General features: G+C 73.9%; 26 protein-coding genes. 12 read left to right on the top strand and 14 right to left on the bottom strand.

Annotation, left to right across the window (positions count from 1 at the left end; translation table 11 throughout):
* The first annotated feature begins 52 nt into the window (after positions 1-52).
* The 4 genes from ABD254_RS08350 to ABD254_RS08335 all read left to right on the top strand — a co-directional run bounded on the left by ABD254_RS08350 (position 53) and on the right by ABD254_RS08335 (position 4,448).
* Positions 53-1,384 carry an ABC transporter substrate-binding protein gene (locus ABD254_RS08350; RefSeq protein ID WP_344247477.1) on the top strand — a complete coding sequence of 444 codons (1,332 nt, stop codon included), beginning with the start codon at positions 53-55 and terminating at the stop codon, positions 1,382-1,384.
* A gap of 69 nt (positions 1,385-1,453) precedes the next feature.
* Complete coding sequence (locus ABD254_RS08345) at positions 1,454-2,425, top strand: carbohydrate ABC transporter permease (RefSeq protein WP_344247475.1); 972 nt, start codon at positions 1,454-1,456, stop codon at positions 2,423-2,425.
* Between the two features lie 2 nt (positions 2,426-2,427).
* Entirely contained in the window at positions 2,428-3,369 is a 942-nt protein-coding gene (locus ABD254_RS08340) for a carbohydrate ABC transporter permease (protein ID WP_344247473.1), read from the top strand.
* 56 nt (positions 3,370-3,425) lie between these two features.
* Positions 3,426-4,448 (top strand): LacI family DNA-binding transcriptional regulator, encoded by a 1,023-nt coding sequence (locus tag ABD254_RS08335; RefSeq protein WP_344247471.1) that lies wholly within the window; start codon positions 3,426-3,428, stop codon positions 4,446-4,448.
* A gap of 36 nt (positions 4,449-4,484) precedes the next feature.
* Here the strand turns inward: ABD254_RS08335 and ABD254_RS08330 are convergent, their stop codons facing one another.
* The 3 genes from ABD254_RS08330 to ABD254_RS08320 form a co-directional block, all read right to left on the bottom strand.
* Entirely contained in the window at positions 4,485-6,725 is a 2,241-nt protein-coding gene (locus ABD254_RS08330) for a hypothetical protein (RefSeq protein WP_344247469.1), read from the bottom strand.
* Complete coding sequence (locus ABD254_RS08325; RefSeq protein ID WP_344247467.1) at positions 6,725-7,105, bottom strand: hypothetical protein; 381 nt, start codon at positions 7,103-7,105, stop codon at positions 6,725-6,727. Before ABD254_RS08325 ends, ABD254_RS08330 begins: the two co-directional genes overlap by 1 nt.
* 119 nt (positions 7,106-7,224) lie before the next feature.
* Entirely contained in the window at positions 7,225-7,932 is a 708-nt protein-coding gene (locus ABD254_RS08320; RefSeq protein ID WP_344247465.1) for a hypothetical protein, read from the bottom strand.
* A 248-nt stretch (positions 7,933-8,180) separates the two neighbouring features.
* Between ABD254_RS08320 and ABD254_RS08315 the strand changes: the two genes are divergently transcribed.
* Positions 8,181-9,059 carry an alpha/beta fold hydrolase gene (locus ABD254_RS08315; protein ID WP_344247463.1) on the top strand — a complete coding sequence of 293 codons (879 nt, stop codon included), beginning with the start codon at positions 8,181-8,183 and terminating at the stop codon, positions 9,057-9,059.
* A 41-nt stretch (positions 9,060-9,100) separates the two neighbouring features.
* On the opposite strand, the gene ABD254_RS08310 is transcribed toward ABD254_RS08315, so the two are convergent.
* Together ABD254_RS08310 and ABD254_RS08305 are read right to left on the bottom strand one after the other, a co-directional pair.
* On the bottom strand, positions 9,101-10,486 hold the full coding sequence (locus ABD254_RS08310) for an NAD(P)-binding protein (protein ID WP_344247461.1): 1,386 nt from the start codon (positions 10,484-10,486) through the stop codon (positions 9,101-9,103).
* Positions 10,487-10,553: 67 nt separating this feature from the next.
* Complete coding sequence (locus ABD254_RS08305) at positions 10,554-11,192, bottom strand: PepSY domain-containing protein (RefSeq protein WP_344247459.1); 639 nt, start codon at positions 11,190-11,192, stop codon at positions 10,554-10,556.
* Between the two features lie 110 nt (positions 11,193-11,302).
* On the opposite strand from ABD254_RS08305, the gene ABD254_RS08300 reads away from it, so the two are divergent.
* On the top strand, positions 11,303-12,061 hold the full coding sequence (locus ABD254_RS08300; RefSeq protein WP_344247457.1) for a MerR family transcriptional regulator: 759 nt from the start codon (positions 11,303-11,305) through the stop codon (positions 12,059-12,061).
* Between the two features lie 83 nt (positions 12,062-12,144).
* Positions 12,145-12,570, top strand: coding sequence for a hypothetical protein (locus tag ABD254_RS08295; RefSeq protein ID WP_344247455.1), 426 nt, complete (start codon positions 12,145-12,147; stop codon positions 12,568-12,570).
* Between the two features lie 40 nt (positions 12,571-12,610).
* On the opposite strand, the gene ABD254_RS08290 is transcribed toward ABD254_RS08295, so the two are convergent.
* The 4 genes from ABD254_RS08290 to ABD254_RS08275 form a co-directional block, all read right to left on the bottom strand.
* Positions 12,611-13,621 (bottom strand): hypothetical protein, encoded by a 1,011-nt coding sequence (locus ABD254_RS08290; protein WP_344247453.1) that lies wholly within the window; start codon positions 13,619-13,621, stop codon positions 12,611-12,613.
* 210 nt (positions 13,622-13,831) lie between these two features.
* Complete coding sequence (locus ABD254_RS08285) at positions 13,832-14,611, bottom strand: amino acid ABC transporter ATP-binding protein (RefSeq protein ID WP_344247451.1); 780 nt, start codon at positions 14,609-14,611, stop codon at positions 13,832-13,834.
* Positions 14,604-15,257: an amino acid ABC transporter permease gene (locus ABD254_RS08280; protein ID WP_344248522.1), complete on the bottom strand. Its 654-nt coding sequence runs from the start codon at positions 15,255-15,257 to the stop codon at positions 14,604-14,606. Before ABD254_RS08280 ends, ABD254_RS08285 begins: the two co-directional genes overlap by 8 nt.
* 95 nt (positions 15,258-15,352) lie before the next feature.
* The gene (locus tag ABD254_RS08275; RefSeq protein WP_344247449.1) at positions 15,353-16,162 is read right to left on the bottom strand and encodes an amino acid ABC transporter substrate-binding protein; all 810 of its coding nucleotides are present in this window, start codon (positions 16,160-16,162) and stop codon (positions 15,353-15,355) included.
* Between the two features lie 189 nt (positions 16,163-16,351).
* Here ABD254_RS08275 and ABD254_RS08270 point away from each other — a divergent pair, with 189 nt between their 5' ends.
* The 4 genes from ABD254_RS08270 (at position 16,352) to ABD254_RS08255 (ending at position 20,419) form a co-directional block, all read left to right on the top strand.
* Complete coding sequence (locus tag ABD254_RS08270) at positions 16,352-17,602, top strand: HNH endonuclease family protein (RefSeq protein WP_344247447.1); 1,251 nt, start codon at positions 16,352-16,354, stop codon at positions 17,600-17,602.
* A 269-nt stretch (positions 17,603-17,871) separates the two neighbouring features.
* Complete coding sequence (locus ABD254_RS08265; protein ID WP_344247445.1) at positions 17,872-18,312, top strand: hypothetical protein; 441 nt, start codon at positions 17,872-17,874, stop codon at positions 18,310-18,312.
* Positions 18,313-18,383: 71 nt separating this feature from the next.
* A complete protein-coding gene (locus tag ABD254_RS08260; protein ID WP_344247443.1) occupies positions 18,384-18,878 on the top strand; it encodes a heme-degrading domain-containing protein in 495 nt (164 codons plus the stop codon).
* A 2-nt stretch (positions 18,879-18,880) separates the two neighbouring features.
* On the top strand, positions 18,881-20,419 hold the full coding sequence (locus tag ABD254_RS08255; protein WP_344247441.1) for an amidohydrolase: 1,539 nt from the start codon (positions 18,881-18,883) through the stop codon (positions 20,417-20,419).
* Between the two features lie 82 nt (positions 20,420-20,501).
* Here ABD254_RS08255 and ABD254_RS08250 read toward each other — a convergent pair whose 3' ends face one another.
* On the bottom strand, positions 20,502-22,175 hold the full coding sequence (locus ABD254_RS08250; protein WP_344247439.1) for a glycerophosphodiester phosphodiesterase: 1,674 nt from the start codon (positions 22,173-22,175) through the stop codon (positions 20,502-20,504).
* A gap of 160 nt (positions 22,176-22,335) precedes the next feature.
* Between ABD254_RS08250 and ABD254_RS08245 the strand changes: the two genes are divergently transcribed.
* Entirely contained in the window at positions 22,336-22,671 is a 336-nt protein-coding gene (locus tag ABD254_RS08245; RefSeq protein WP_344247437.1) for a TraR/DksA family transcriptional regulator, read from the top strand.
* 9 nt (positions 22,672-22,680) lie between these two features.
* On the opposite strand, the gene ABD254_RS08240 is transcribed toward ABD254_RS08245, so the two are convergent.
* Genes ABD254_RS08240 through ABD254_RS08225 form a run of 4 tightly spaced genes read right to left on the bottom strand, consistent with a single transcriptional unit; the run spans position 22,681 to position 25,868 of the window.
* A complete protein-coding gene (locus ABD254_RS08240; protein ID WP_344247435.1) occupies positions 22,681-23,346 on the bottom strand; it encodes a TetR/AcrR family transcriptional regulator in 666 nt (221 codons plus the stop codon).
* Positions 23,343-24,197 (bottom strand): tyrosine-protein phosphatase, encoded by an 855-nt coding sequence (locus tag ABD254_RS08235; RefSeq protein WP_344247433.1) that lies wholly within the window; start codon positions 24,195-24,197, stop codon positions 23,343-23,345. The genes ABD254_RS08240 and ABD254_RS08235 overlap by 4 nt, the downstream gene beginning before the upstream one ends.
* Positions 24,194-25,078, bottom strand: a complete 885-nt coding sequence (gene phnE / locus ABD254_RS08230; RefSeq protein ID WP_344247431.1) for a phosphonate ABC transporter, permease protein PhnE — start codon at positions 25,076-25,078, stop codon at positions 24,194-24,196. Before phnE ends, ABD254_RS08235 begins: the two co-directional genes overlap by 4 nt.
* On the bottom strand, positions 25,059-25,868 hold the full coding sequence (locus tag ABD254_RS08225) for a phosphonate ABC transporter ATP-binding protein (protein WP_344247429.1): 810 nt from the start codon (positions 25,866-25,868) through the stop codon (positions 25,059-25,061). The genes phnE and ABD254_RS08225 overlap by 20 nt, the downstream gene beginning before the upstream one ends.

Below are 25,868 nucleotides of genomic sequence, written 5' to 3'. Positions count from 1 at the left end.
GAGGTGACGGTCCATCCAGCGGCGGTGCGATGGTCCTTGACGAGGAGGAGTCATGCGCCTGTCCACAGGCACCCGGATCGCGGCCCTCGTTGCCGCCACCGCGCTGGTCGCGTCCGCCTGTTCCAGCGGCGGCGACGGCGAAGGCGCCGGCGACGACGCCGCGGCCGAGGGTCCCGTCGAGCTCACGTTCTGGACGTGGACGCCCAACATGGAGAAGGTCGTCGACCTCTGGAACGCCGACCACCCGGACATCCAGGTCACGGTCAACAAGCAGGACGGCGGCGACCCCGCCGTGACCAAGCTGCTCACCGCGATCAAGGCGGGGTCCGGCGCGCCGGACCTCATGCAGGCCGAGTACCAGAAGATCCCGCAGCTCGTGTCGTCCGACGCGCTCGCCGACATCTCCGGCTCGCTGGGCGACGACGTCGCCGGTCACTTCGCCGACGGCGTCTGGAACGCCGTCACGCTCGGGTCGGACGCCGTGTACGCGGTGCCGCAGGACTCCGGGCCGATGCAGTTCTACTACCGGGCCGACGTCTTCGAGAAGCTCGGCATCGAGGTGCCCACCACCTGGGAGGAGTACGCCGAGGCGGCGCGCACCGTCCACGAGAAGGACCCGAAGAGCTACCTCGGCACGTTCTCGGCCAACGACGCCGGTTGGTTCACGGGCCTCACCCAGCAGGCCGGTGCGTCCTGGTACGGCATCGACACCGAGGCCGCCTCCTGGTCGGTGGACATCGACTCCGACGCCACCCGGAAGGTCGCCGAGTACTGGGGCGGCCTCGTCGAGGAGGGTGTCATCGACAACGCGCCGATGTACACCCCGGAGTGGAACGCCGCCCTGAACGACGGCACCCAGGTCGGCTGGCTCTCGGCCATCTGGGCCCCGGGCGTGCTCGAGGGCAACGCCGCCGACACCGCCGGCAAGTGGGAGATGGCCCCCATGCCGCAGTGGGACGAGGCCGCCCCCGCCACCGGCACCTGGGGCGGGTCGGCGACCGCGGTCACGAGCCAGACCGAGCACCCGGAGCAGGCCACCGAGTTCATCACCTGGCTCAACACCGACCCCGAGGCCGTGCAGGCCCTGGTCGACGAGGCCGGCATCTATCCGGCCGACGTGCCGGCCAGCACCGAGGCGCTGTCCGACCCGCCGGCGTTCTTCTCCAACCAGCCGGACTTCTACGAGATCGCCGCGCAGACCGCCGGGACGGTACAGCCCTTCACCTACGGGCCGAACATCAACGTCGCGTACTCGGCGTACAACGACGAGTTCGCCAAGGCGACCAAGGCCAAGAAGGCCGACGCGTTCGTCGCCGCCGTCGAGGCGATGCAGCAGATCACCCTCGACGACCTGGTGAACCAGGGCTTCAGCGTCACCGAGTGACGATGCGGGCCGCCCGGACCGCGCGTCCGGGCGGCCCGCCCCGTCCCGCTCCACCGAGGAGATCCACCGATGTCCACCTCCACCGACGCGGTGCCCGGGCGCGCCGCTCCGCCGCCGGCCAGGTCCACCGGCCCAAGCACGTCCGGCCGCCGGCGGCTCGCGCCGTGGGGCTTCCTCGCTCCCGCGATCGTGCTGTTCGTGCTCTTCCTCGCGCTGCCCATCGGGTATGCCGTCTACCTGTCGTTCCGCACGGAGAAGGTGAGCGGGCTGGGGCTCGGCTCCGGGTCGCGCACCGAGGTGTGGGCCGGGCTGTCGAACTACGCGGCGGCGCTCGGGGACCCGGAGTTCCTTGCGTCAGTGGGCCGGGTCGGGCTCTACGGCCTCCTCGTGGTGCCCACCATGCTCGGGCTGGCGCTGCTGTTCGCCCTGCTGCTCGACGCGCGCCGCACCCGGGCGAAGTCGTTCTCGCGCACCTCGATCTTCCTGCCGTATGCCGTGCCCGCGGTGATCTCTTCGCTGCTGTGGGGCTTCCTCTACCTCCCCGGCGTGAGCCCCTTCTACGACGTGTTCGCCGCGCTCGGCTGGGACGTGCCGTCGCTGTTCGACGGCGGGCTGGTGATGTTCGCCGTCGCCAACATCGCGGTCTGGGGCGGCACGGGCTTCAACATGATCGTCATCTACACGGCGCTGAAGGCGGTGCCGTCGGAGCTGTACGAGGCCGCGGAGCTCGACGGCGCGTCCCAGCGGGCCGTGGCGCTGCGGATCAAGATCCCGATCGTCGCGCCGTCGATCATCATGACGTCGGTCTTCTCGCTGATCGCGACGCTGCAGGTCTTCGCGGAGCCCACCACCCTGCGCCCGTTGAGCAACGCGATCTCGACCACCTGGACCCCGCTGATGAAGGTGTACCGCGACGCGTTCACGCGCGGCGACCTGTACTCGGCGGCGGCGACGTCGGTGATCATCGCGCTGGCGACGTTCGTGCTCTCGTTCGGGTTCCTGCGCCTGGTGCAGGGGCGCGCGTTCGGTCAGGAGAAGTGACGATGACGACCTCCACCTCACCCACGACCGCCGTCGCCGCCGCGACCGGATCCGACGGCCGGGCGCCGTCCCCGGGCCGCCCCGCCCGTGGCCGCCGCGGCTGGCGGGGTGCCGGGGAGCGGCCGTCCGCCCTCGCCACGGGCATCCTGCTGCTCGGAGCGCTCTACTGCCTGCTGCCCGTGGTGTGGGTGGTCGTGGCGTCGACGAAGTCGGGCTCGGAGCTGTTCGCCAGCTTCACGTTCGCGCCCTCCACCCACCTCGCCGACAACGTGGCGGAGCTCAGCGCCTACCGCGACGGGCTGTTCTGGCGGTGGATGCTCAACACGGCCCTGTACGCCGGGGTCGGCGCGCTGCTGTCCACGCTCGTGTCGGCGATGGCCGGGTTCGGGCTGGCCAAGTACGCGTTCGCCGGCAAGAACGCGGTCTTCAACGTGCTGCTCGCGGGCGTGCTCGTCCCGGCGATCGTTCTCGCGATCCCGCAGTACCTGCTGCTCGCCGAGCTGAACCTCACCAACACGTACTGGTCCGTCCTGCTGCCCAGCATCATCAGCCCCTACGGCATCTACCTGTCGCGGATCTACGCCGCCGCATCCGTCCCGGACGAGGTGGTCGAGGCGGCGCGCACCGACGGCGCGAGCGAGACCCGCACGTTCTTCCAGGTGGCCGTGCCGATGATGATCCCCGGGCTCGTAACCGTGTTCCTGTTCCAGTTCGTCGCGATCTGGAACAACTTCATGCTGCCGTACATCATGCTCGGCGACGACAAGCTGTTCCCGATCACGGTGGGCCTGTCCGGACTGCTCAACCAGGGCGCGAGCCAGCCGGCGATGTACACCCTCGTCATCACCGGCGCGCTGCTGTCGGTCGTGCCGCTGATCGCGCTGTTCCTCACGCTCCAGCGGTTCTGGCAGGTCGACCTGGCGGCGGGCGCGGTGAAGTCGTGACGCAGACGCGGTCGCGCCCGAGCCCGAGCAGGCGGACGGTCAATACACTCACCGGCGTGGAGTCAGCAAGCGAGGACGGCCGGAGCAGGCGCCCCACCATCCGTGACGTGGCGGCGGCGGCGGGGGTCTCCCGCGGCACGGTGTCGCGCGTCATCAACGGTGGGCACTGGGTGTCGCCCGACGCGCGGTCGGCGGTCGAGGAGGCGATCCGCACCACCGGGTACCGCGCCAACCCCCACGCCCGCTCCCTCGTGACCGGGCGGGCCAACTCGATCGCGTTCCTGCTGACCGAGGAGCAGCACCTGCTGTTCGAGGACCCGAACTTCTCTCTGCTGCTGCGCGGCGCCACACACGCGGCAGCCCAGCGGGAGATGCCGATGGTGCTGCTGGTGGCCGGCACGCCCGAGGAGCGGCGCCGGGTGGCCCAGTACCTGGAGGCCGGGCACGTGGACGGTGTGCTGCTCATCAGCTCGCACCGCGGCAACCCGATGATGGCTGAGCTGCTGCGGCACGGGATCCCCACCGTCGCGTGCGGCGTCCCGCTCGGGTACGAGGGCAAGGTCGGGTACGTCGCGGCCGACGACCGGTCGGGCGGACGCGCGATGACGCAGCACCTGTGGGACACGGGCCGCCGGCACATCGCCACCATCACCGGCCCGATGGACACCCCGGGCGGTGTGCTGCGGCTCGAGGGCTACCGGGATGTGCTCGGCGACGACTACGACCCCGAGCTCGTGGTGCACGGCGACTACTCGCGCGAGAGCGCCCGCCTCGCGATGGCCGGGCTGATCGAGCGGCGGCCCGACGTCGACGCGGTCTTCGTCCACTCCGACCTCATGGCCGCGGGCGCGCTGGTCGCGCTGCAGGCCGCCGGCCGCAGCGTGCCGGGCGACGTCGCCGTCGGCGGCTTCGACGACTCGGGCGTCGCCGCTCAGCTGCACCCGCCGCTCACCACCATGCGCCAGCCGTACGAGCGCATCAGCGCCGAGATGGTGCGGCTCCTGCTCGAGGTCGTCGAGGGTCAGGAGCCCGCCGCGATCACGCTGCCCACGTCGCTGGTGGTGCGCGAGTCGGCCTGAGACGGCGTGCCCTGCGCCGCTCGTCGGCGGTGAGCGCTACTCGGCGCAGTCGACCTCGTCCTCGGGCGCGCGGGACAGGTCGTCGAACGTGCTCGAGAACGCCTGCCGGTGGAGGCCGTCGCCCGGGCTCAGGTTGCCGTTGCGGGTCAGGGCCTCGCCCTGGGTGCGGCCGAGCGTGAGGTCGTGCGCGACGACCCCTTCGAACATGGCGGGTGCGTACTGGTCGTACAGGGCGTCCTCGGTGGCTCCGACGCGGGTGTTCGCCTCTGCGACGGGGGCCCGCGTGTCGAGGAACGCCCACGCGTTGCTCTCGGCGGTCTCGGCGATCGACACGGCGGCCTTGCGCCCGATCGTGGCGATCCCCGATCCGATGCCGGCCACGGTGACGGAGTTCTCCCGGGCCGCCGCGCGGCTCTCGGCGGTGGAGATCGTCTCCGACTGCATCGCGCCGGCTACGGCGCCGATGTCGCTGAGCGCCGCCTTCACGAGCTCGCTGCGCGGGTTGGTGTCGATGTCGTACGCACCCGAGGTCGCGACCGTGAGCACCTCGTCGGCATACCGGTCGGTGGTGCCGAGCCAGACGTCGGCGGCCTCGGGCGTCCGGGACGTGGCCGCGATGACGTCGCGCAGCGCGAACGCGTCGATCGTCGGCTGGACCGCCGCCGGGACCAGCCGGACGTTGGGGGCCAGCCGCACGCCCTCGTCGACCCCCGGCACGGGCGGCGGCTCGGCCGGGTCGCCGTCGCACTGCCGGTTCAGGCTCTGCGCGAGGGTCGCGTCGCCCATGCTCGGCACGTACGGCTCGTAGGCGCGGGCGATGCGTGCGCTGGCGGCGTCGCTCAGCCCCGGACCTGCCAGCAGGCCCGAGGGCATCGCCGTCGTCGCGTGCGAGACCAGCAGGGCAGCGCGCCGCTGGTCGCCGCGGGACGGCGACGACGTGCCGACGCCGACGGCCGTCGCGAACGCATCGGCGACGGCTGACCCGCCGTCGGGCCATCCGCCGTGCGGAAGGGTGCCGAACCACCGGCGGGTGACGTCCGGGACGCGTGGCGCGCCGGCGGGGGCGAGGCGGTCGAACGCCAGCCGTGGGTGTCGTGCGTACCCGGCGAGGACCGTGACCACCAGCGGGGCGATGACGCCGAGGTCGATCTCGTCACCGTCGTGCGCTGCCCACCGCTCGTCGAGAGCGTCGCCCGCACCCGCGACGACCTCCTCCGGCAGCGGGGCGGAGAGCAGCGCTGCCGCCGCCTCGGAGCGTGCCGTCAGGCCGAGGGTCCCGTCGCCGAGGTCCTCGACCACCGCACGCCCGAAGTCGCGGCGTTCGGCGGGCGTCGCCGTCTGAACCCACTGCGCGACGCCGTCCGCCAGCGCCGCGCGCACCCCGGCGTCGAGAACCCGGCCCGGGTCGGCCGGGTCCGGCCCGAGCGCGAGGTAGAGGCTTTCCGGGGTGGCGCGGTCCCAGAAGGCAGCCCAGAAGGCGGGGTCGTCGTGATGGCTCGCCAGCAGGGCCCGCACGTCGGCTCGTGACGCCCGTCGCTCGCCCGGACGGTCGGCCGTCGCCGCGGGACGCAGGAGTGCCGCGGCTCGGCGCCCCTCGGCCGCCGACGCCTCGTACTGCTCGCCGGTCGTGCCCGCCGCCGCCGCGACGCGCACCGCGCGGACGTCGGCGAACGAGCCCAGGCCCGTCGCCGCCTGCCGCGACGCCTCCGCCTTGGCGTCGCGGGCCGCGCGCCACCGGACCTCCGCAGCGGCGACGTCCGCCCGTGCCTCCGTGAGACGCCGCTCGGCCGCCAACAGTCGCAGGTGCGCCGTCGCGGCGTCGTCGAACCCTGTCGGTCCGACGCCGGCCGTGCCGAACCCGGCCGTGCCGAGCCCGCCGGGAGCCGCGGACCCGAGCGCGGCCACGTTCCACGTGGAACGACGCGCCTCGTCGGCCTCGATCTCGCACTGGCTCTCGCGGGCGAGGGCGGCGGCGCGGTCGGCGATGGCCCGGTTCGCGTCGGCCTGCGCGTCGCCGAGCGCCGCGGCGTGCCGTCGCAGGGTGGAGGCCGCGGCGTCGAGCACGACGACACAGGTGGCGAGGCGTTCGTCGAGCCCGGTCAGGCGCGCGGCCGCCGACGTGACCGCCGTGCCGCGCTGCCCGGCGAGCGCGGCGAGCACCTGGCGCAGGCTCGCCCGGGCATCGTCCAGAGCGGCCGCGCCGCGGGCCGCGTCGTGCGCATGGTCGGCGAGCGCCGCCGGGTGACCCGCGAGAGGGGCGAACTCGACGTCGAGCATCAGGAGCCTCCGGGTCCGGACGATGCTCGCGCAGCCGAGGGACCGGCCGCGGCGCCGGAGCCGTCGGCCGCGCCCGACGCCGTGAGCAGCTCGGCGAACCTGAGCGCCGTCACCTGCTCCGCCGCGCAGAAGACCTCGGCCGCCCGGGCGAGCCCGCTGGCCAGCGCCGCCAGCTCGGTCACCAGCCCCGCACGGGCCGGAGCCCACGCCGACGCGAGCTCGACGAGCGCGCCCGCGAGCACGGGATCGCCCGCGGCGGTGAGCGCGTCAGCGCCATCGACGGCGCCGAGCGTAGGGGAGGCGGTCAGGGCGGACTCTGCCGTGCGGGCGCGCGCGCTCCCGCCCGTCAGGGCCGTCGTGTCGAGGTCGAGGTGGGCCATCCCGTCCTGTCCTGGTGCTGGTCGTCAGGGTCCGTGCCGGGGCACGACGACGACCGTAGGCACTGCGCCGGGACGGCGACGGAGGTTATCCACAGGCCCAGGGGGTCGCGTGCAGCGGCTCAGTCCCACCACAGGCGGTACCAGTGCTCGTCCGCGCCCGGGCCGTGAACACCACGGCGGTCGGCATCTGGGCCGTCCGTGCCAGGGCGGTTCGCTCCAGAGGCTTCCGCACCAGGTGCGGCGGGGCCGAAGAGGCCGAAGCCCCACCACGGCGTCACCTCGTCGGGTGGGGTGTGCATGTCGTCGACCCCGAGCTCGTCGGTGAGCATGGTGAACAGGTCGTGGCACTCGCAGCCGTCCTCGTGCCAGGCGTCGAGCCGCAGCTCCCTGTCCGTGCGCACGAGCACTCCGGTGACGGTGATCCGCTCGTCGCAGCGCAGCGGACCGATGACGTACCCGTGCGCGCGCAGCAGGTGCGGGTACCGGGCGACGGCCCGGAGGACCGCGCCGATGGTCGGGCCGAGGTTCTGCCGCTCGGTGGCGAGGTAGTCGTCGGGCAGCCGTTCCAGCAGCGCGGCCGCCGTCTGCCCGTCGAGGCCGCTGAACGGGTAGTAGCCGGGTCCGGCCATGGCGTTCGACCCGAGCACGGGTTCCAGCAGGGCGTCGTAGCCCTCGTCGAGCAGCCAGCCGTGCCGGCCCTCGCAGCCAGGCCCTGGGACACCGTCGTGCCTCGAGCCCGGGCGGGCGGCGAGCTCACGCTCCCGTGTCCAGGCGGTGCGCAGGTCCACGAGGTCGGGCGGGGTGAAGCGGGCGGTCGCGGCGAGCATCGGGGCTCCTTCGGGCGTCGGTCCGGTCGCCCTGGCGGGCGCCGTCGTCCGACCCTGCCCCGTCGTGCCCGCCGACCGCGGCCCGGCTCCGCGGGGTGTGGACGCAGCGCGCCGGGGGACGGCGTCGGCGCCGCGCCCCCGCTCGCGGCGACGTCCCGCGGCCCGCCCGATGAGTTTCGTCCTGGGATGTTGTCAGAGGATTGGCACAGGATGTGCAGCACGGACCGATGCCGACGGAGGCACGCGCAATGAGCACGCAGAAGACCTACACCGTGGACGCCCCGGGCGCCGTCCTCACCTACGACGTGCACCAGCCCGACACCCCGAGCGACCTACCGCCGCTGTTCGTGCTCGCATCGCCCATGGCCGCGTCGGACTTCGGCCAGCTCCTGGAGCACCTGGGCGACCGGACGGTCATCGCCTACGACCCCCGGGGCATGGAACGCAGCACGCTCGCCCCCGACGGTGAGGTGTCCGCGCCCATCCACGCCGACGACTTCCACCGCGTCGTGGAGGCGGCCCGGGACGTGATCGGCGACGGGCCGGTCGACGTGTTCGCCTCCAGCGGCGGCGCCGTCAACGTGCTCGCGTGGATCGTCGACCACCCGGCCGAGCTGGGGACGGTCGTCGCGCACGAGCCGCCGCTGTGGGCGCTGCTCGAGGACCGCGACGCCCAGCGCAAGGTCGCCGCCGAAATGGTGGAGACGTATCACCGCAAAGGGTATGGGCCGGCGATGGCGAAGTTCATCCAGCTCGTCATGCAGGCAGGGCCGGTCACCGACGCCTACCTGGAGCAGCCCGCGCCCGACCCGGCGATGTTCGGGCTGCCCACCGAGGACGACGGGTCGCGCGACGACCTCCTGCTCCGCTGGAACATGGCCACGCTGCCTGCGTTCGAGCCCGACCTGGACGCACTGCGCGCCACGACGGTGCGTCTGATCCCGGCCCACGGAGAGGCAGGAGAGGGCACGATGGCGCGGCGAGGCGGCGAGGCGCTGGCCGCAGCGCTGGGCGTGGAACCGGTCGTGTTCCCCGGCGACCATGGCGGGTTCGCCGCCAACGAGTGGTCGCCGGACAACGACCCGAGCGCGTTCGCGGCCCGGTTGAAGGAGGTGCTGGCCGGCTGAGGGCTGGCCGCCCTGTCAGCACGTCGCCCTGTCGCAGCAGGTCACCCTGTCGCGGCCAGGCCGAGCCGCTCCAGACCGGCGATGCCGGCCGCGGCGTGCTGCTTGAACCGGGCGACGACGTCGCGCACCTCGGCCCTCGCGGCCTCCTCCGGGGGGACCCGCGCGGGGTTGAGCAGCGTGGCGTGGGCCCATGCAGCGACGTCGGGCTCGGCCATGAACGCCGCCGCGGACCGGGCGCCGGCGGCCTGCTCGGTCACCCAGTCCGTCGGCGTGCTCCAGTACCCGGTGGCCCGGCACAGCCGGTTCTTCTCCGCCGCTGGCCGGTCGGGCCGGGTGCCCTCGACGTAGCCGATGAGCGCCGCGCCGAAGCACGGGAACCCGGCCCGGACGGGCTGCAGCGTGATGGTGCCGCCCCAGACCGGCACCGAGGGGCGCCGCTGCAGGCCGTACGCGGCGCAGTGCACGACGACGGCGCCCGGCGCGACCGCGACCTCGCCGTCGTCGAGCTCGAGGCGCCCGGGCGTGACGCGGTGCAGGTGCCCCAGGCGGACCACGTCCGTGACGGACCGCAGCAGGTCGAGCTCCCACCGCCCGAGCGTGGGGGTGCGCGCCATCGTCGGGGTGACTGCGGGGTCGACCCGCAGCATGATCCCGGCGTCCTCGAGGCGCCGGAACAGTTCGTCCGGCGCCTTCGCGTCCGCGGCGGCGGTCATGAGGTCGGTCGCCATCGCGAGGAACACCGCGGGGTCGGGCTGGATGCAGGCGCGGTCGAACATCCAGGGGTCGCGGGGGCGCACCCAGCAGATGGCGCCGGGGTCGAGGCCGCGGCCCAGCAGCCACACGATCGCGTCGGTCGCGGTCTTCCCGGCGCCCACGATCACGTACCGGTCGGCGTCCGCGACCTCGGGCAGTGAGCCGACCGCCACGGCTCGTGCGCCGTCGTCGACCGCGAACGGCGCCGGGGAGAGCGCGGGGACCGACGGTGCCAGGTAGCGGGCGTCGACCACGTGCCGTCGCACCCGCACGTCCACGTCGCGCCCGGAGCCTACGTCGACGAGGCGCCCGCCGGAGTACTCGTGCCCGCCGAGCAGCTCGACGCGCCCGGTCGGCAGCAGCCGCCCGGCGAGCACGCGCGCGTAGTAGTCGCACACCTGCGGGCCGGTCGCGCGCTCGTGCAGCCCCCGCTCCGGCCCGGACTCCTGCACCTGCCCGCCGCCGAGGCGGGTCGACGCGACGCCGTAGAGCTGCGACGCCTGGTGCAGCCGCACGAACGGGTACGCGTCGAGCCAGTGACCGCCCGGGGCCGCCCGTCGGTCGGCGAGCGTCACGTGCGACCCGGGGTCGGCGTCGACCAGCGCGTCGGCGAAGGCCATCCCGGCTGCCCCGGCGCCGACGACGAGGTAGTCCGTCTCGATCGTGCGGACCATCCCTCCACTGGAGCACCGCGGCGTCCGGTGGTCAACGGCCGTGGAGGGTGAGGTCTACCGGGACGCGTCAGTCGTCGTCGTCGGCCGGCTCCGGGGTGACCTTGCCGGTCTGCGTGCCGACCCGGTAGTCGACCTCGGCGCCGTCGACGAGCACGGTCACGGACCAGTGGTAGCGGCCGTCGTCGCCGTCCAGCTCGGCGTCCTCGAGCGCGCCGCCGGCCTTGGCGACCGTGCGCTCGATCGCCTGGCCGATGGTGTACCTGGCGTCGGCGATCGCGCGCCGGTCGTCGGCGTCGAGGTCGTCGTTCTCGGTGCGGACCACCTCGCCGCCGTCGGCGCTGACCTCGACCTCGACGCTTAGCTTGCCGGTCGAGACGTCGACCTCCCACGTGTTGTCGCGGTCCGGGTCGTCGATGGCGAAGGCGGTCCCGCCCGCCTCCTTCTCCGCCGTGACGATGGCGCGCAGCCCGGCGGCCGTGCGGCGCTCCGGCGAGGTGGTCGCGTCCGGGGCGGCGTCGTCGTCCGACGTCGTGCCGTCCGCGCTCGTGTCGTCCGGCTCGGCGTCGTCGGTGGGCGCGGCGGTCGTGGCGTCGCCGGCCGGGGGCGTGTCGTCGCCCGAGCCGTCGCCGCAGGCGGTGAGCACGAGGCCGAGGGAAACGGCGAGGGCGGCGGGGACGGTGGCGCGGCGGGCGGAGCGGAGGTTCATGCCGTCGATCCTCGCTGCGGCCGGTGGCTTCCGCATGAGGTACGGATGTGAACCTCCTCATCGACCACGCCCTTGCGCTTGACGCAGCGTCAACCTCTACGGTCGACATCATGACCCGCTCCATCCAGGACGTCGCCCGCCTCGCGGGCGTCAGCAGCCGGACCCTGCGTCACTACGACCAGATCGGCCTGCTGCCGCCGTCGGACACCGGCGTCGGGGGCCTGCGCCGCTACGACGACGCCGCGCTCCGGCGCCTGCAGCGCATCCTGTTGCTGCGCGACCTGGGCCTGCCGCTGACCGACATCGGCACGGTGCTCGACGAGCAGACCGACGAGGCCCGCGCCCTGCGGGACCACCTCGGGTCGCTGCGCGCCGAGCAGGGCCGGCTGGGCCGGCAGATCGCGTCCGTGGAGCGGACGCTGACCGCCATCGAGAAGGGAGACAAGATCATGGCCGAGGACATGCTCGACGGGTTCGACCACACGCAGCACAAGGACGAGGTGACCGAGCGCTGGGGCGCCGACGCGTACGCGAAGAGCGACGCGTGGTGGCGCGGGCTCGGTGCCGAGGGGCAGAAGGCCTGGCAGGCGCGCACCAAGGAGCTCGGCGACGCCTGGGGCGAGGCCGCGGCGCGAGGCGTCGACCCGACGTCCGACGAGGCACAGGCGCTCGCCGCCCGGCACGCCGACTGGCTCGGATCGATCCCCGGCACGCCGGGGTCGAAGCAGGGACGCCCGACGAAGGAGTACGTCGTCGGCCTCGCCGAGATGTACGTCGCCGACCCGCGGTTCGCGAAGAACTACGGCGGCACCGACGGCGCGACGTTCGTCCGCTACGCCCTCGTCGCCTACGCGGAGCGCGAGCTCTGACCCGAGCCGTCAGAACCACGCGACGCATCGCCGCTTCGTGGTTCTGACAGCTCGGGCGGAGCTGCGCGTGGGACGATGCCGCGATGACGGACGACTGGGCGGCGCGGCGCACCGAGGCCGCGCGCGTGCAGGCGGAACGCCTGCGGGCGCGGCAGGACGCGGAGCACGCGGAGGCGGAGGCGCTGCTGGCGCGGTTCGTCCGGGCGGCCGCCGACGCCGGGCTGGCGCACGAGCGGCTCGAGGCCAAGGGCTACGGGGGCAAGGGCACGGCGCGGACGTCGCTGCGCGGCTGGTACCTGCGGACCGACCGGACGGCCGGCGTCACGACCGACGGCACGTTCTACGTCCTCACCGCGCCCCTGTCGCCGCTCGACCGCCTGCGCGGCGTCCGCCTCGCGCCGCAGCGTCCGCCGCTCGTGCTCGGCGCCGGCGGCAAGGACGGCAGCTCGATCGACCTCACCGAGGCGCTGGATCGGCTGCTCCCCGGCTGGCAGGCGCCGTCGACGTAGCGATCGCTACCGCTTCAGTGCGGGGAACCGGCAGGAACCGCTACGTCGGTGCGTCGTGCGACTCGTACGCCGTCCCGCCGAGCCCGGCCTCGACCGCCGCGGCCACCGGCGCGGTCGCGAGGTAGCCGGTGTACGAGCCGTCCTCGAGGACGGCGACGGCGGCGTGGTTTCCCGGCGCGCGGTTGTCGACCACGAGGTTCACGACGTCCGGCGATCCCGCGGGCAGCGGGAACGTCTCGGGGGTGATGTCGTGCACGGCCACGAGGTCGAGCCGGTCGCGGACGTTCACCCACCTCCGCACCCCGGGCGGGAAGACCAGGGGGCCGCGCTCCTGGAGCGCCTCCCGCACCGCGCGCACGGGCAGCGGGCAGCCCATCGTGAGCAGCAGCGGCACCTCGCGCGCCGGGCCGCCGTCCCCGGCCGAGCCGGCCCGCGCGCCGGTCAGCGTCGACCACGCGATCAGCGAGCCGAGCGAGTGGGCGACGACGACGGACGGCCCGTCGGGCAGCGCCTCCGCGACGGCCTCGTCCACGGCGGCGCGCACGTCGTCGTCGTGCAGGTAGGTCCACACGTCCCGCGCGATGAGCAGCACCACGGCGGCGCTCACCCCCGGGATGCGGTCGAGCAGGGCGACCGCCGCGGCGAGCGCCTCGAACAGCGGGTCCAGCACGCCCTCGGCCCTGGCCTCCGGCGGGGCGGGCGGCCGGACGCCGGCGCCCGCCAGCACGTCACGGGCGACCTCGAACGCGAACCGCTGCGCGCCCGCGGGCCACTCGGCCAGGTCGTGCGCGACGGCGTCGGCCGACGGGGTCGCCCGGGCGCCCTCGATCTGCACCTCGGCGACGACCGGCGGGGTGGCGCCGTCGCCCCCCTCGAGGAGATGGGCGAGCGTGTCGCCGTAGTACACGTAGTCCGCGTCGTCGTCGCCGAGCCGGAGGGTCGACCCCGAGGCCGCCAGCCCGGCGTTGAGCGCCCCCAACCAGTCCTGCTCGATCGACTCCGGATCGTGTCCGTCGAGGTCACGGCCGTGGAGGAGCACCAGTCGGGTCACGCGCCGAGGCTAGTCGATCTCGTGGTCGCCGACCTCGGTCGATCTCGTGGTCGCCCTGCTGCGGCTCCGCTGCAGCCGAGTGCCTCGTTCCTCGGCCCTCACCCTGCGCTGCACCTCCACCTCAGTCGCGCCTGTGGTCGCCCGAGTCTGCGGTTCCGCTGCGGGCGAGTGCCTCGTTCCTCGGCCCTCACCCTGCGCTGCACCTCCGCCTCAGTCGAGCGGATGCAGGATCCGGTGCAGGAACCTCTTCGTGCGCTCCTCGCGCGGCGCGGTGAACACCTGCCGCGGGGGCCCCTGCTCCACGACGACGCCGCGGTCCATGAACAGCACCTCGTCGGCCACCTCACGCGCGAACTGCAGCTCGTGCGTCACGACGACCATCGTCCAGCCCTCCTCCGCGAGCTCCTTCATCACGGTGAGCACCTCGCCGACCAGCTCGGGGTCGAGGGCGGACGTCGGCTCGTCGAAGAGCAGCAGGTCGGGCTGCAGGGCCAGCGCGCGGACGATCCCCACCCGCTGCTGCTGCCCGCCGGACAGCTCGCGCGGGTAGGCGTCCCGCTTCTCGGCCAGGCCGACGCGCTCCAGCAGCGCGAGCGCGCGCTCGTCGGCCTGCCGGCGAGGTACCCGCCGCACCTGCACGGGACCCTCGGTGACGTTCTGCAGCACGGTCCGGTGGGGGAAGAGGTTGTGGTGCTGGAAGACCATCGCCGACCGGTCGCGCAACGCGAGCCGGGTGGCCTTCGGCACGGGCCGGGAGAAGTCGAGCGCCGGCCCGCCGTCGAGGTCGAGGCGTCCGCCGTCGGGCGTCTCGAGGCCGTTGAGCGAGCGCAGCAGCGTCGTCTTGCCCGAGCCGGACGGGCCGATGACGGCGACCACCCGCCCGCGCCGCACGGTCAGGTCGACGCCGCGCAGCACCTCGTGGTCGCCGAAGGACTTGCGGATGCCGTGGGCCGCGAGCAGCGGAGCGGCGCCTGCAGCCTGCTCAGACATACTGCTCCAGCTTTCTCTCGATCCGGTCCTGCCCGAACGACAGCACCGTGCAGAACGCCCAGTAGATGAACGCGGCCTCGATGTACACCAGCATGAACTCGCTGGAGAACGCCGCGATCTCCTCCGCGGCGCGGAACAGCTCGGCCACGAGGATGAGCGACGCGAGCGACGTGTCCTTGACCAGCGAGATGAAGGTGTTGGACAGCGGCGGCACGCTCACCCGGGCGGCCTGCGGCAGGATGATGCGCCGCAGCGCCCGGCCGCGCGACATGCCGACCATGTACCCGGCCTCCCACTGCCCGGACGGCACGGAGAGGATCGCGGCGCGGATCACCTCGGCCGCGTAACCGCCGACGTTGAGCGAGAACGCGATGATCGCGCTCGGCCACGGGTCGACGACGACGCCGACGGACGGCATCCCGTAGAACACGACGAACAGCTGCACCAGCAGCGGCGTGCCGCGGATGACCGACACGTAGACGCGCCCGATCCCGGAGAGCACACGGTTGCGGGACAGTCGCAGCAGGGCCACGGCGAACGCGAGCACGAGCCCGAAGGCGAACGACATCAGCGCGAGCGGGATCGTGCCCGTCAGGCCGCCGCGCAGGAGCGGCCAGAACGAGTCCGCGGCGAGCTGCCAGTCGATGTCGCCCACGGCCGTCACTCCACCACGACCGGTGCTGTGGCCACGGGCGGCGCGCCGGGAGCGTCCTGACGGAGCCGGCTACCCGACGACGCCCGTCACCCGGAGACGTCCTCCCCGAAGTACGTCTCGCCCAGCTCCGCGAGGACGCCCTCGGAGCGCAGCTCGTCGAGCGCGCCGTCGATGGCGGTGGCGAGCGCCTCCCGCTGGGGCGTCACGACGAACGCGCTCTGCGACTCGTCGTCGGTCTCGACCGCGACCTCCAGCCCGGTGTCGCCGCCCTGCTGCTGCTCGTAGTCGAGGTAGGTGAGCGAGTCGTTGATGGTCGCGTCGACGCGGCCCTGGCGCAGCAGCTCGACGGACTGCGCCCACCCCTCGACCGGCTGGACGTCCGCGCCCGCCTCCTGGGCGAGCTGGTACCAGTTGCTCGTCAGGGACTGCGCGGTGGTCTTGCCGGCGAGGTCGTCCAGGCTCGAGATCGACGTGTCGCCCTCGTTCACCACGACGACGCCGCGCGACACCGTGTACGGCTGGCTGAAGACGTACTTCTCCTCGCGCTCGGGGTTGATCGAGACCTGGTTGGCGATGGTGTCGAATCGGCCCGCGTCCAGGCCGGCGAAGATCGCGTCGAACTGTGTCTCCTGGAACTCGATCTCCAGCCCGAGCTTCTCGGCGACGGCCTCGGCGACCTCGACGTCGTACCCGACGAGGTCGCCCGACCCCTCGTCGTGGAAGGTGAACGGTCGGTACGTGCCCTCGGTCGCGACGGTGAGCGTGCCGTCCGTCACGAGCCCGAGGTCGCTGCCCGCGTCGCCGCCGCCGTCGTCGTCCGAGCTGCCGCACGCCGCGAGCGCCAGGGCCGTCAGGGTGGCGGTCGCGGTGGCGAGCAGGGCGGGTCGGCGTCGCATGGTGGTCTCCCGGGTGTGGTCGTGGTGGGCCGCCCGGCCGGGCGCCCACGTCACAGCACAACGCGCCGTGCGGCTCGGCGCATCCCGTGCGCGTCGTCCAGCCGCGTCGCGGGCCGACGACGGCGGCCGCGTCCCGCACACTGGTCGGGCCGCGTCCCGCGTCCGCCGCCCCACCACCACGGAGAACCCATGCCCGCAGCGCCTGCCCGTCGTCCCGCCCTCTGGGTCGGCCTCGCCGGGCTGGCCGTGGTCGCGCTGATCGGCGGAGCGGCCATCGGCTGGTGGGGCGCGCTCGTGCTGTCGTCGCTCTACGTCGCGCTCAGCGCCGGCTGGGGCGTGCTCACCACCCGCACGTGGTGGGGGCGGATGCGCCGCGGCGGCGCGGCCGCCGTCGGCGGCGTCGCGCTCGTCGCCCTCGTGGTCACGTCGTCGGTCGCCGGGCCGGCGGCCAACCCGGGGACGACGGCGGACGACCCGCCCGCGGCGTCCGAGAGCAGCACCCGGGTGGAGGTCTCGGCGGACCCGGCGGAGGGCGTCGAGCCCGCCCCCGTCACGCCGACCGCCCGGCCCGAGGCGGAGCCCGCCGAGAGCGACCCGCCCGCGCCGGCCGACGAGCCCGAGGCGGGTGCGCAGCCCGGCACGGCGCTCGCCGCCCTCGCGACGCTGGACGTCAAGGGCCGCGCCCCGAAGACCGGCTACGACCGCGACCAGTTCGGCCCGGCGTGGGCCGACATCGACCACAACGGCTGCGACACCCGCAACGACGTGCTGCGCCGCGACCTGGACGACGTCGCCACCCGCGCGGGCACGCACGGCTGCGTCGTGCTGACCGGCTCGTTCGACGACCCGTACACGGGCACGACGATCGCGTTCGAGCGCGGGCAGGACACGTCGACCCAGGTGCAGATCGACCACGTGGTCGCACTCTCCGACTCCTGGCAGAAGGGCGCGCAGCGGCTGTCCGCCGACGAGCGGCGGCTGCTTGCCAACGACCCGCTCAACCTGCTCGCCTCCGACGGGCCGGCGAACATGAGCAAGGGCGACGGCGACGCGGCCACCTGGCTGCCGCCAAACAAGAAGTTCCGCTGCTCGTACGTGGCGCGGCAGGTCGCCGTGAAGCAGAGCTACGACCTGTGGGTCACCGGCGCCGAGCACGACGCCATGCAGCGCGTGCTGACCACCTGCCCGAAGAAGAAGCTGCCGAAGGGCGACGCCACCGAGCCCGCCGCGCCACTCATACCCGCCACGGCGGTGCAGGAGCCCGAGCAGCAGCGGACCACGGCGCCGCAGCCCGACGCCGGTTCGGGCTCGGGCGGCGGGTCGGTCTACTACGAGAACTGCGACGCGGCCCGCGCGGCAGGCGCGGCGCCGGTCCACCGCGGCGACCCGGGGTACGACGGACACCTGGACGGCGACGGCGACGGCGTCGGCTGCGAATGACGGGCGCGTGAGGCGGGTCGTCGTGTCCGCCAGAGCTGGCCCCTGCCAGACGGCCCTGCCGGACGTCTCCTTGCCCACGGGTGCCGGTCTCCCAGCTCCGAAGCCGTGCGGGTGAAAGTCGTTCGCGGAGTCTGGCCAGAGAGGTCGTCGACGGCTACCTTCTGGTCCACCAGACACGGTGCGATCTCGCAGGCACTGGGGTCAGCGTCACGTGGCGGCTGGCTGATCGTGCCGGGCTTGCTCCCGGGCGAGGCCGGGGAGGTGCTTGCGTGGCCGTATCTTCGACCAGCCCGGCGGTGAAGCAGGCTATTCGCTGGCTGACGATCACGGCACTCGTCGCTGGATCGGGTACCGCGTGCAGCTACAGCAATGGTCCCGAGTGTGAGGAAGCCATCGCGGAGTACGGTGATGAGCTCACCGCACTTGCCGATGAGATTGCCACGCGGGACTCGAGAGTGTCGGTGCCGCATTGCGACACGACAAATGGTCCGCCGGCATCGGTGGGCATTGACTTCAAGTTCGACTCCCGCGTGGGCGACGACGAAGTCAGCGAGGTGAGGTCGCGGTTGCTCGAGGCCGGCTGGACCTCGGCAGGACCTGCCGACGAGTTCTCCGAACTTTTTGTCGGCCACCAAGACTTCACCGCGCTTGTCAGCCCGATCCTGCGAGCTGTTTCCGTATCCGTTCAATCCCCGGAACCTCGGCAGTAGCGGCGGCAGCGTGACGCGCTGGTCGGCGTGAGCGTCCGTCCGCGGAGCGGCCGCGTGGCACGCTGGGAGCCATGAGCACCCCGGATGACGTGACGGCCCTGATCGCCGAGGTCGAGGAGCAGGAACGCGAGCTCGTGCTGCCACGGTTCACGCACGACGACGCGTGGCGGCTCGGCCGTCTGCTCGTCGAGCTGGCGGCGGAGCGCGACCTCGCCGTGACCGTCGACGTGCGCAAGGGTCCGCAGCAGGTGTTCCACGCCGCGCGGGAGGGCACGACGCCCGACAACGACACCTGGGTGGCGCGCAAGGTGCGCGTCGTCGAGCGGTTCGGCGCGTCGTCGTACCTCGTGGGGCTGCGCGCGAAGGCCAAGGGCGAGGACTTCAACGCCAAGCACGGGCTGCCGCTGCAGGAGTACGCCGCGCACGGCGGCGCGTTCCCCGTCCGGGTCTCCGGTGTGGGGGTCGTCGGTGTCGTGACCGTCTCCGGCCTTGCGCAGGGCGACGACCACGCGCTCGTCGTCGAGGCGCTGCGGGATCTCGTCGGTCCCGCCGGCACCGCCGGCTGATCGTGACCGCGCTCCTCCTGACCAACGCCCGGTTGGCGGGCGGCGCCGAGCCGGTCGACGTGCTGCTCGACGGGGGGCGGATCGCGGCCGCCACGCCGACAGGCGCGGGCGGCGGGCACGCCGTCGTCGCGGGGGACGTCGTGGACCTGGACGGGCGCACGGTCGTGCCCGGCCTGTGGGACGCGCACACGCACCTCACGCAGTGGGCGCTGGTGCGGCACCGGCTCGACGTGTCGTGGGCGACCAGCGCCGCGCACGCCGCCGACCTGGTCCGTGACCGGCTCGACCACGCCGCCCCGCCCGCCGGCGGGCAGCCGCTGGTGGGCTACGGGTTCCGCTGGGCCACGTGGCCCGACGAGCCGACAGCCGCGCTGCTCGACGCCGTCGCGGGCGACGTGCCGGTCGTGCTGCTGTCGGGCGACCTGCACAGCGCGTGGGCGTCGACGGCGGGCCTGCGCTTCCTCGGCCTCGACCCCCACCCCACCGGCCTCCTGCGCGAGGAGGAGTGGATGCCCGCGAGCCCACGCATCGTCACCGTGGACGACGACGTCGCCGACGCGCTGGTGGCGGACGCGGCACGGGCCGCGGCCGGACGCGGCGTCGTCGGCGTCGTCGACTTCGAGGTGGCCGACAACCTCACCGCGTGGCGCCGACGGCTGGCCGCCGGCTGGGACGGGCTACGGGTGCGCGCGGGCGTGTGGGAGCAGCACCTGGACGCCGTGCTCGATGCCGGGCTGCGCGACGGCGACCGGCTGGGCGACCAGGCGGGCGACCACCCGCTGGTGACGCAGGGACCGCTCAAGGTCATCAGCGACGGCTCGCTGAACACGCTCACCGCGTACTGCTTCGACCCGTACGCCGGCGTCGGCGGCCCGGACGCGCACGGCGTGCTCAACGTCGCCACCGATCACCTCGTCCCGCTCATGGCCGGCGCGCACGACGCCGGGCTGCGGTGCGCGATCCACGCCATCGGTGACCGGGCGAACGCCCTCGCGCTGGACGCGTTCGAGGCGTCCGGAGCGCGCGGGTCGGTGGAGCACGCGCAGCTGCTGCGCCCGGCCGACGTCGCGCGGTTCGCGGCGCTCGGCGTGACGGCGAGCGTGCAGCCCGAGCATGCGATGGACGACCGGGACGTGGCCGAGGAGCTGTGGCCCGGCCGCACCGCGCGGGCGTTCCCGCTTGCCGAGCTGCGCGCCGCCGGGGTACGGCTGGCGCTCGGCTCCGACGCGCCCGTCGCGCCGCTCGACCCGTGGGTCGCGATCGCGTCGGCCGTCACGCGATCGCGCGACGGCCGCGAGCCGTGGCACCCGGAGCAGCGCATCGACGTGCGCGCGGCCCTGGAGGCGTCGGTCGACGGACGGCCCCTCCGCCTCGCCGTCGGCGGCCCCGCCGACCTCGCGATCCTGGACGCCGACCCGCTCGCGGCCGGCGCGCCGTCCGACGCCGGAGAGCACGACGCCGTCGAGCACGCCGCCGCCCTGCGCACCATGCCCGTGAGCGGCACGCTCGTCGCCGGCCGCTGGACGCACCGCGCGCTCTGAGACGTGAGGTGCCGGTCGAGCCGTGTCGGCCGAGCTCGTCGAGACCACGTCCGCGGGTCTCGACGAGCTCGACCGGCGGCGGTCAGCCGCGGAGCTCGTCGATCTCCGCGAGGAGGGCGTCGCGCTGCGCGGGGTCGTCGACGTACCGCTCGACGAGTCGCTCCAGCACGGTCCACCGCTCGTGCTGCAGGGCGGTGACGATCGCGATCGCCTGCCCCGTGGACAGGTCGAGCTCCGCGAGGCCGGTGAGCACCCCGCCGGGCTGTTCGGGCTCCTGGTCCTGCGCCGACTTCCAGCCGATGAACGCGCCGGGACGGTTGGTGATCATGCCCTCCACGCCCAGGTCGGTGAACGTGGCCCAGTCCGCGGCGGAGTCGATCGTCCACACGAAGACGCCGACGCCGGCGTCGTTGAGGTCGCGCACCACGGACGGCCGCGTCGCGAGCGCGGTGCCGGACGGGTTGTAGTACGTGAGGTGCAGCTCCTCCGCCTTCGCGACCGGGTCGGCGTCGAGGGTGCCGCGCAGCAGGCCCAGGGGGATCTGCGGCGCCCGCTCGTAGGCGTACCTCAGGACGTTCTCGTCGAACGACTGGATGACCATCCGGTCGTCGAGCCCGGCCTCGACGATCATGTCGACCACCCGGTGCACCTGCTCGCGCGTCTCCGGCCCCTTGATCTCCAGCAGCATGTCCGAGCTGCCGGTGTCCATGAGGTCGAGCGTCTGCGCGAACGTCGGTACCGGCTCGGCCACGAACGCCGGGCTGAACCACGACCCGGCGTCCAGCCCGGCCACGGTGGCGCCGTCGAGCAGGGCCACGTCGCCCACCCCGTCGGTGGTGCGGTCCACGGTCTGGTCGTGCATGACGACCGGCACGCCGTCGGCGGTGGTGTGCACGTCGATCTCGACGTACTCGGCGCCGGCCTTCATCGCGGCGGCGTACGCGGCCAGCGTGTTCTCCGGGTTGACGGCGGAGTAGCCGCGGTGCGCGGCGGTGTCGGGCAGCTCGCCGGGCTCGTTCACCACGGGCTTGGGCGCGAGCTCGGTGACGACGACGTCGTCGATGCTGACGCGGGCGCCGTCGGCGGAGAAGCCCAGCACGCCGTCGTCGGACCGGTCGATGCGGCCCTCCAGCACCTCCTGGCCGTCGTAGATCCAGGTGACGTCGCGGCCCTGCACCTCGATCGCGATCGGCACGTCGGTGCCGACCCCGGCGTCCGACGGGCCGGCGGCGGTGTACGGCACGCTCCACGCGTTCGCGGCGGTGCGCTGGGCGATCTCGAGGCCGTTGCTCGCCGTCGTGGTGGACCGCATCGCGGCCTGCCACCACGGCACGCCGCCCGACGGGTCGATGTCGAGGATCGGCGCGAGCCAGCGGGCGGCGTTGTTCACGGCGTCGAAACGCACCGTGGCCTCGAGGCGGTAGTTCTCCAGGTGCGGGCCGAAGGTGATGCGGCCGATGCTCGCCGGCTCGCCGACGAGGCGGCCGTCCTGCACGGCCCAGTCGCCTGCGGCGGCGGCCCAGCCGTCCGGCAGCGCTCCGTCGGCGACGTCGTCGAAGTCTTCGGCGTAGGCGACGTCGCCGGGCTTGGCCGTCAGCGGCGCGGCCGCGGCGACGGGCGGGGCGACGACGGTCGCCGCGGCCGAACCGCCGGCCACCGCGGCGGCGATCGTGAAGGCGAGCACACCCGAGACGGTGCGCGCACCGGGAGGGGCGAGCAGGGCGCGGCGTCGGGCCCGAAGGTGGTGGGCAGTCATGGCGTTCCTCTCTGGCGGGACGAGATCGCCACGCTACGAAGGACGGGTTGCCCTCGCCACGGCGGGCAGGTGGCGCGCCGACGACGAGCGGGCGAACTCTCGGTGCGACGGGCCCGTCGGACGGCTCCGATCGGGGCGCGCACGGTGGGAGACTGCGTAGATGAGTGACGCCGAGACGCGGCTGCGGGCGCGGCTGGCCGAGGTCGAGGCGAGGCTCGCGGCGCAGCGGAACGCCGTCGCCGGCATCGTCGACGCGGCGCGGGACGCGAACGTCGACGACGAGCACGACCCGGAGGGTGCGACGCTCGCGTGGGAGCGGCAGCAGGCGGCGGCGCTCGCGGCCGAGGCCGGGCGAGAACGCGACGAGCTGCTCGCAGCGCTCGACCGTGTGGCCGACGGCACCTACGGCGTGTGCGAGGTGTGCGGCCGCCCGATCCCCGAGGCTCGCCTGGAGGCCAGGCCCGCCGCCACCCGCTGCGTCGAGCACGCGCGCTGATCCGCGGGGTCAGCCCGCGTCGACGGACATCCCTCGCCACGCGACGCGGACGGCCTCGTGGCAGCGGGCGGTGGTCCCGGGGTCGTCCAGCGCCACGCCGCGCACGACGTACTGGTAGTAGAAGACCCCGTTGATCAGGTCGATGCACGCGTCGACGTCGACGTCGGGCCGCAGGATCGCCCGCTCGATGCCGGCCTGCAGCACCGCGACCAGCGCGCCGCGCCGCCGGGCCACGTGCGAGCGCCAGTACGCCTGGGCGAGCCTGCGGTCCGTCATCGCCAGCCGCATGCGCAGGCGGAAACGTTCCTCCGGGTAGCTCCGGCCGGCGGCCTGCGCGGCCGGGGAGAACGCCGCCAACAGGTTCTCCAGCAGGTCGCCGGTGAGCGGGATCGCGTACGGCTCGCGTCCGCGGTCGAGGGCCTCCGCGACGAGGTCGGTCATGCTCGGCCACCGGCGGTAGAGCGCGGCGCGGCTCACGCCGCTCCGCTCGACCACCCGCGTCACGGTGACCTCCTCGCCCCGCTCCAGGAGAGCGACCGCGGCGTCGAGGATGCGCTCGTCGTGGCCCTCGGCGCGGGGGCGGCCGGGACGCCGGCCGGAAGGGCTACCGGCACGACCGCCGGGGACGCGGCGCTCGGCCACGACCCCGGCGGTCGACGTCGGGACGGTGGTCACGCCTGGGCCGGCTCGACGGGCCCGAGCGCCCGCTCGCGCAGCCGGGCGACGAGCCCGTCGGTGAGCCCCGCCGCCCGCAGCGGCGCGAGCGGGTCGCCGTGGCGCTCGGTGAGCGTGCCGAGCAGCTCGCGCATCGGCGCCTCGGAGAACTCCGTGCGGACGGCGGCCCGCGCCGCCTCGTCGAGGTCGAGCCCGAACTTGCGCATCAGCGGCTGCATCATGGGCGAGATGCGCGCCATGATCGCCGCCGAGTTGGCGCCCGTGCGGGCGTAGTCGGTCACGATGTCGTCCTGCTCGGCGCCGAGGGTGAGCAGCAGGGCCGCCGCGAGCACGCCGGTGCGGTCCTGGCCGGCCGCGCAGTGGAACGCGACCGCGCCGGGGGCGTGGGCGACGATCGCCAGGGCCGTGACGATCTGCGGCGCCGCGTCGGAGTACATCCGCAGGTACAGGCGGCCGAACCGGCTCTGGTCGATCATGTCGGCGGCCGGGGTGCCGTCGGGGAAGTGCGCGGCGTCGTCGGCCGCGCCGTCGGCGGCCTGCCCGATGTTCGCCATGAACGGCACGTGGTGGTAGGTCACCGTCGGCTGCGCGCCGAGCGGGCCGCGGCCGGTGATGCCGACCTCGTCGGCCGAGCGCAGGTCGATCACCGCGCGAAGGCCGTTCTCGACGAGCGCGTCCGCGTCGCCCGGCGTGACGATCGAGAGGTCGTCGGCGCGGACGGCGAAGCCTTCGCGCACGGCGCCGCCGGCGACCGGGATGCCGCCGAGGTCGCGGAGGTTGACGGGGGCGCTCAGGGGCAGGTCCGCCGGGGTGGCGGTGGTCGGGTCGACGGGGATGTCGGTCAGGGTCACGTGATCTTCCTTCGGATGACGGCGCTGGCCTGGTCGATGACCGTGACCAGCACGATGATGCAGATGACGATCGCGGAGAGGTGCCCGTAGTCGTACATCTTCATGGCGGTGGTGAGCTCCAGGCCGATGCCGCCGGCACCGACCATGCCGAGGATGGTCGCGCCGCGCACGTTGCCCTCGAAGAGCAGCAGCGTGTACGACACGAGCAGCGGCCCGGCCTGGGGCAGGACGCCGTACTGCACGACCTGGCGCTTGGACGCGCCGACGGCCTGCATGGCGACCACGGGGCCGTCGTCGACGGACTCCATGGCCTCGGCGAAGACCTTGCCGATCGAGCCGATGGACCCGACGGTCATCGCGAGGATGCCGGCGAACGGGCCGAGGCCGACGGCCGAGACGAACATCAGGGCGAACACCAGGTCCGGCAGGGACCGGATGACGTTCATGACCCAGCGGGTGGGGTAGTACAGCCACCTCGGGGCGATGTTCGACGACGCCCCGAACGCGACGACCAGGGACAGCACGGCGCCCAGCACGGTGCCGACGACCGCCATCTGCAGCGTCTCGATCAGCAGCTCGACGATGACGTCGAGCTTGTCCCACGTGGGCGGGAACAGGCGCGAGAGGAACTCGCCCATGTTGGCCGCGCCCTCGCCGAGCTTCGCGAAGTTGAACTCCGCCCCGACGAACGACCAGACGAGCACGGCGAGCGCGACCGGCACGCCCAGCATGAAGCGGGCGCGCGGCACCCGGAACGCGTGCTCCAGCCGGTCCCGCTCGCGCGGGTCGAGGCGCGGCTTGTCGGTGGGACGGCCGCGCCGCGCGGAATCCTTCGAGCGGGCCTTCGTGGCGGGCTCGGTGTCAGGCGCGGCGAGCGTCATCGTCGTCCCCCTCCTCGTCGTCGCCGGCGTAGAGCACCTCGAGCTTGTCGGCGTCGAGCTCGGCCGTCGGCGCGCTGACGACCATCTCGCCGTGGCGCAGGCCGACGATCCGGTCCGAGTGCTCGAGCGCGAGCGGCAGCACGTGCAGGCTGACGAGCACGGGGATGCCGTCCTCGCGGGCGATGTCGTGCAGCAGCTCGAGCACGGAGTGCGACATCTTCGGGTCGAGGGAAGCCACGGGCTCGTCCGCGAGGACGAGCCGCGGCCGCTGCATGAGGGCGCGGGCGATGGCGACGCGCTGCTGCTGCCCGCCGGACAGCGTCCGGGCCTGGTCCTTCGCCTTGTGCGCGATGCCGACGCGGTCCAGCAGCTCCAGGGCCCGCTTGCGGTGGCCGCTGGTGAAGCCGCCGCCGAGGTTGATCGGCCCGGCGTCGTGCAGCGCGCCGGTGAGCACGTTCGTCAGCACGCTGAGGCGACCGACGAGGTTGAACTGCTGGAAGATCTGCCCGACGGAGGCGCGGAGGCTGCGCACCTGTCCGTGGCGCAGGTTGGTCAGGTCGTAGCCGGCGACGCGCACCGAGCCGTCGTTCACCGGGGCGAAGCCCGTGAGGCTCTTCATGAGCGTCGACTTGCCGGACCCGGACGAGCCGAGCAGCGCGACGAGCTCGCCGGGGAACAGGTCGAGGTCGACGCCGTCGAGCACGAGCGGCCCGTCGCCGTAGGCGACCCGCAGGCCCCGCACGGTCGCGAGCGGCAGTCCCGTGCTGGTCGAGGTGGTGGTCGCGGTCAT

The sequence above is a fragment of the Isoptericola hypogeus genome, from assembly GCF_039531145.1.
GTDB lineage: Bacteria > Actinomycetota > Actinomycetes > Actinomycetales > Cellulomonadaceae > Isoptericola > Isoptericola hypogeus.
The sequence above is the reverse complement of the archived record's forward strand: the minus strand, read 5'-3'. Positions and strand labels throughout refer to the sequence as shown.

Bases quoted from the DNA above. Each gene is read 5' to 3' on its own strand.
- ABD254_RS08350 (WP_344247477.1), top strand. From the start codon at position 53: ATGCGCCTGTCCACAGGCACCCGGATCGCGGCCCTCGTTGCCGCCACC.
- ABD254_RS08345 (WP_344247475.1), top strand. From the start codon at position 1,454: ATGTCCACCTCCACCGACGCGGTGCCCGGGCGCGCCGCTCCGCCGCCG.
- ABD254_RS08340 (WP_344247473.1), top strand. From the start codon at position 2,428: ATGACGACCTCCACCTCACCCACGACCGCCGTCGCCGCCGCGACCGGA.
- ABD254_RS08330 (WP_344247469.1), bottom strand. From the start codon at position 6,725: ATGCTCGACGTCGAGTTCGCCCCTCTCGCGGGTCACCCGGCGGCGCTC.
- ABD254_RS08325 (WP_344247467.1), bottom strand. From the start codon at position 7,105: ATGGCCCACCTCGACCTCGACACGACGGCCCTGACGGGCGGGAGCGCG.
- ABD254_RS08320 (WP_344247465.1), bottom strand. From the start codon at position 7,932: ATGCTCGCCGCGACCGCCCGCTTCACCCCGCCCGACCTCGTGGACCTG.
- ABD254_RS08315 (WP_344247463.1), top strand. From the start codon at position 8,181: ATGAGCACGCAGAAGACCTACACCGTGGACGCCCCGGGCGCCGTCCTC.
- ABD254_RS08310 (WP_344247461.1), bottom strand. From the start codon at position 10,486: ATGGTCCGCACGATCGAGACGGACTACCTCGTCGTCGGCGCCGGGGCA.
- ABD254_RS08305 (WP_344247459.1), bottom strand. From the start codon at position 11,192: ATGAACCTCCGCTCCGCCCGCCGCGCCACCGTCCCCGCCGCCCTCGCC.
- ABD254_RS08300 (WP_344247457.1), top strand. From the start codon at position 11,303: ATGACCCGCTCCATCCAGGACGTCGCCCGCCTCGCGGGCGTCAGCAGC.
- ABD254_RS08295 (WP_344247455.1), top strand. From the start codon at position 12,145: ATGACGGACGACTGGGCGGCGCGGCGCACCGAGGCCGCGCGCGTGCAG.
- ABD254_RS08285 (WP_344247451.1), bottom strand. From the start codon at position 14,611: ATGTCTGAGCAGGCTGCAGGCGCCGCTCCGCTGCTCGCGGCCCACGGC.
- ABD254_RS08275 (WP_344247449.1), bottom strand. From the start codon at position 16,162: ATGCGACGCCGACCCGCCCTGCTCGCCACCGCGACCGCCACCCTGACG.
- ABD254_RS08270 (WP_344247447.1), top strand. From the start codon at position 16,352: ATGCCCGCAGCGCCTGCCCGTCGTCCCGCCCTCTGGGTCGGCCTCGCC.
- ABD254_RS08260 (WP_344247443.1), top strand. From the start codon at position 18,384: ATGAGCACCCCGGATGACGTGACGGCCCTGATCGCCGAGGTCGAGGAG.
- ABD254_RS08250 (WP_344247439.1), bottom strand. From the start codon at position 22,175: ATGACTGCCCACCACCTTCGGGCCCGACGCCGCGCCCTGCTCGCCCCT.
- ABD254_RS08245 (WP_344247437.1), top strand. From the start codon at position 22,336: ATGAGTGACGCCGAGACGCGGCTGCGGGCGCGGCTGGCCGAGGTCGAG.
- phnE (WP_344247431.1), bottom strand. From the start codon at position 25,078: ATGACGCTCGCCGCGCCTGACACCGAGCCCGCCACGAAGGCCCGCTCG.
- ABD254_RS08225 (WP_344247429.1), bottom strand. From the start codon at position 25,868: ATGACCGCGACCACCACCTCGACCAGCACGGGACTGCCGCTCGCGACC.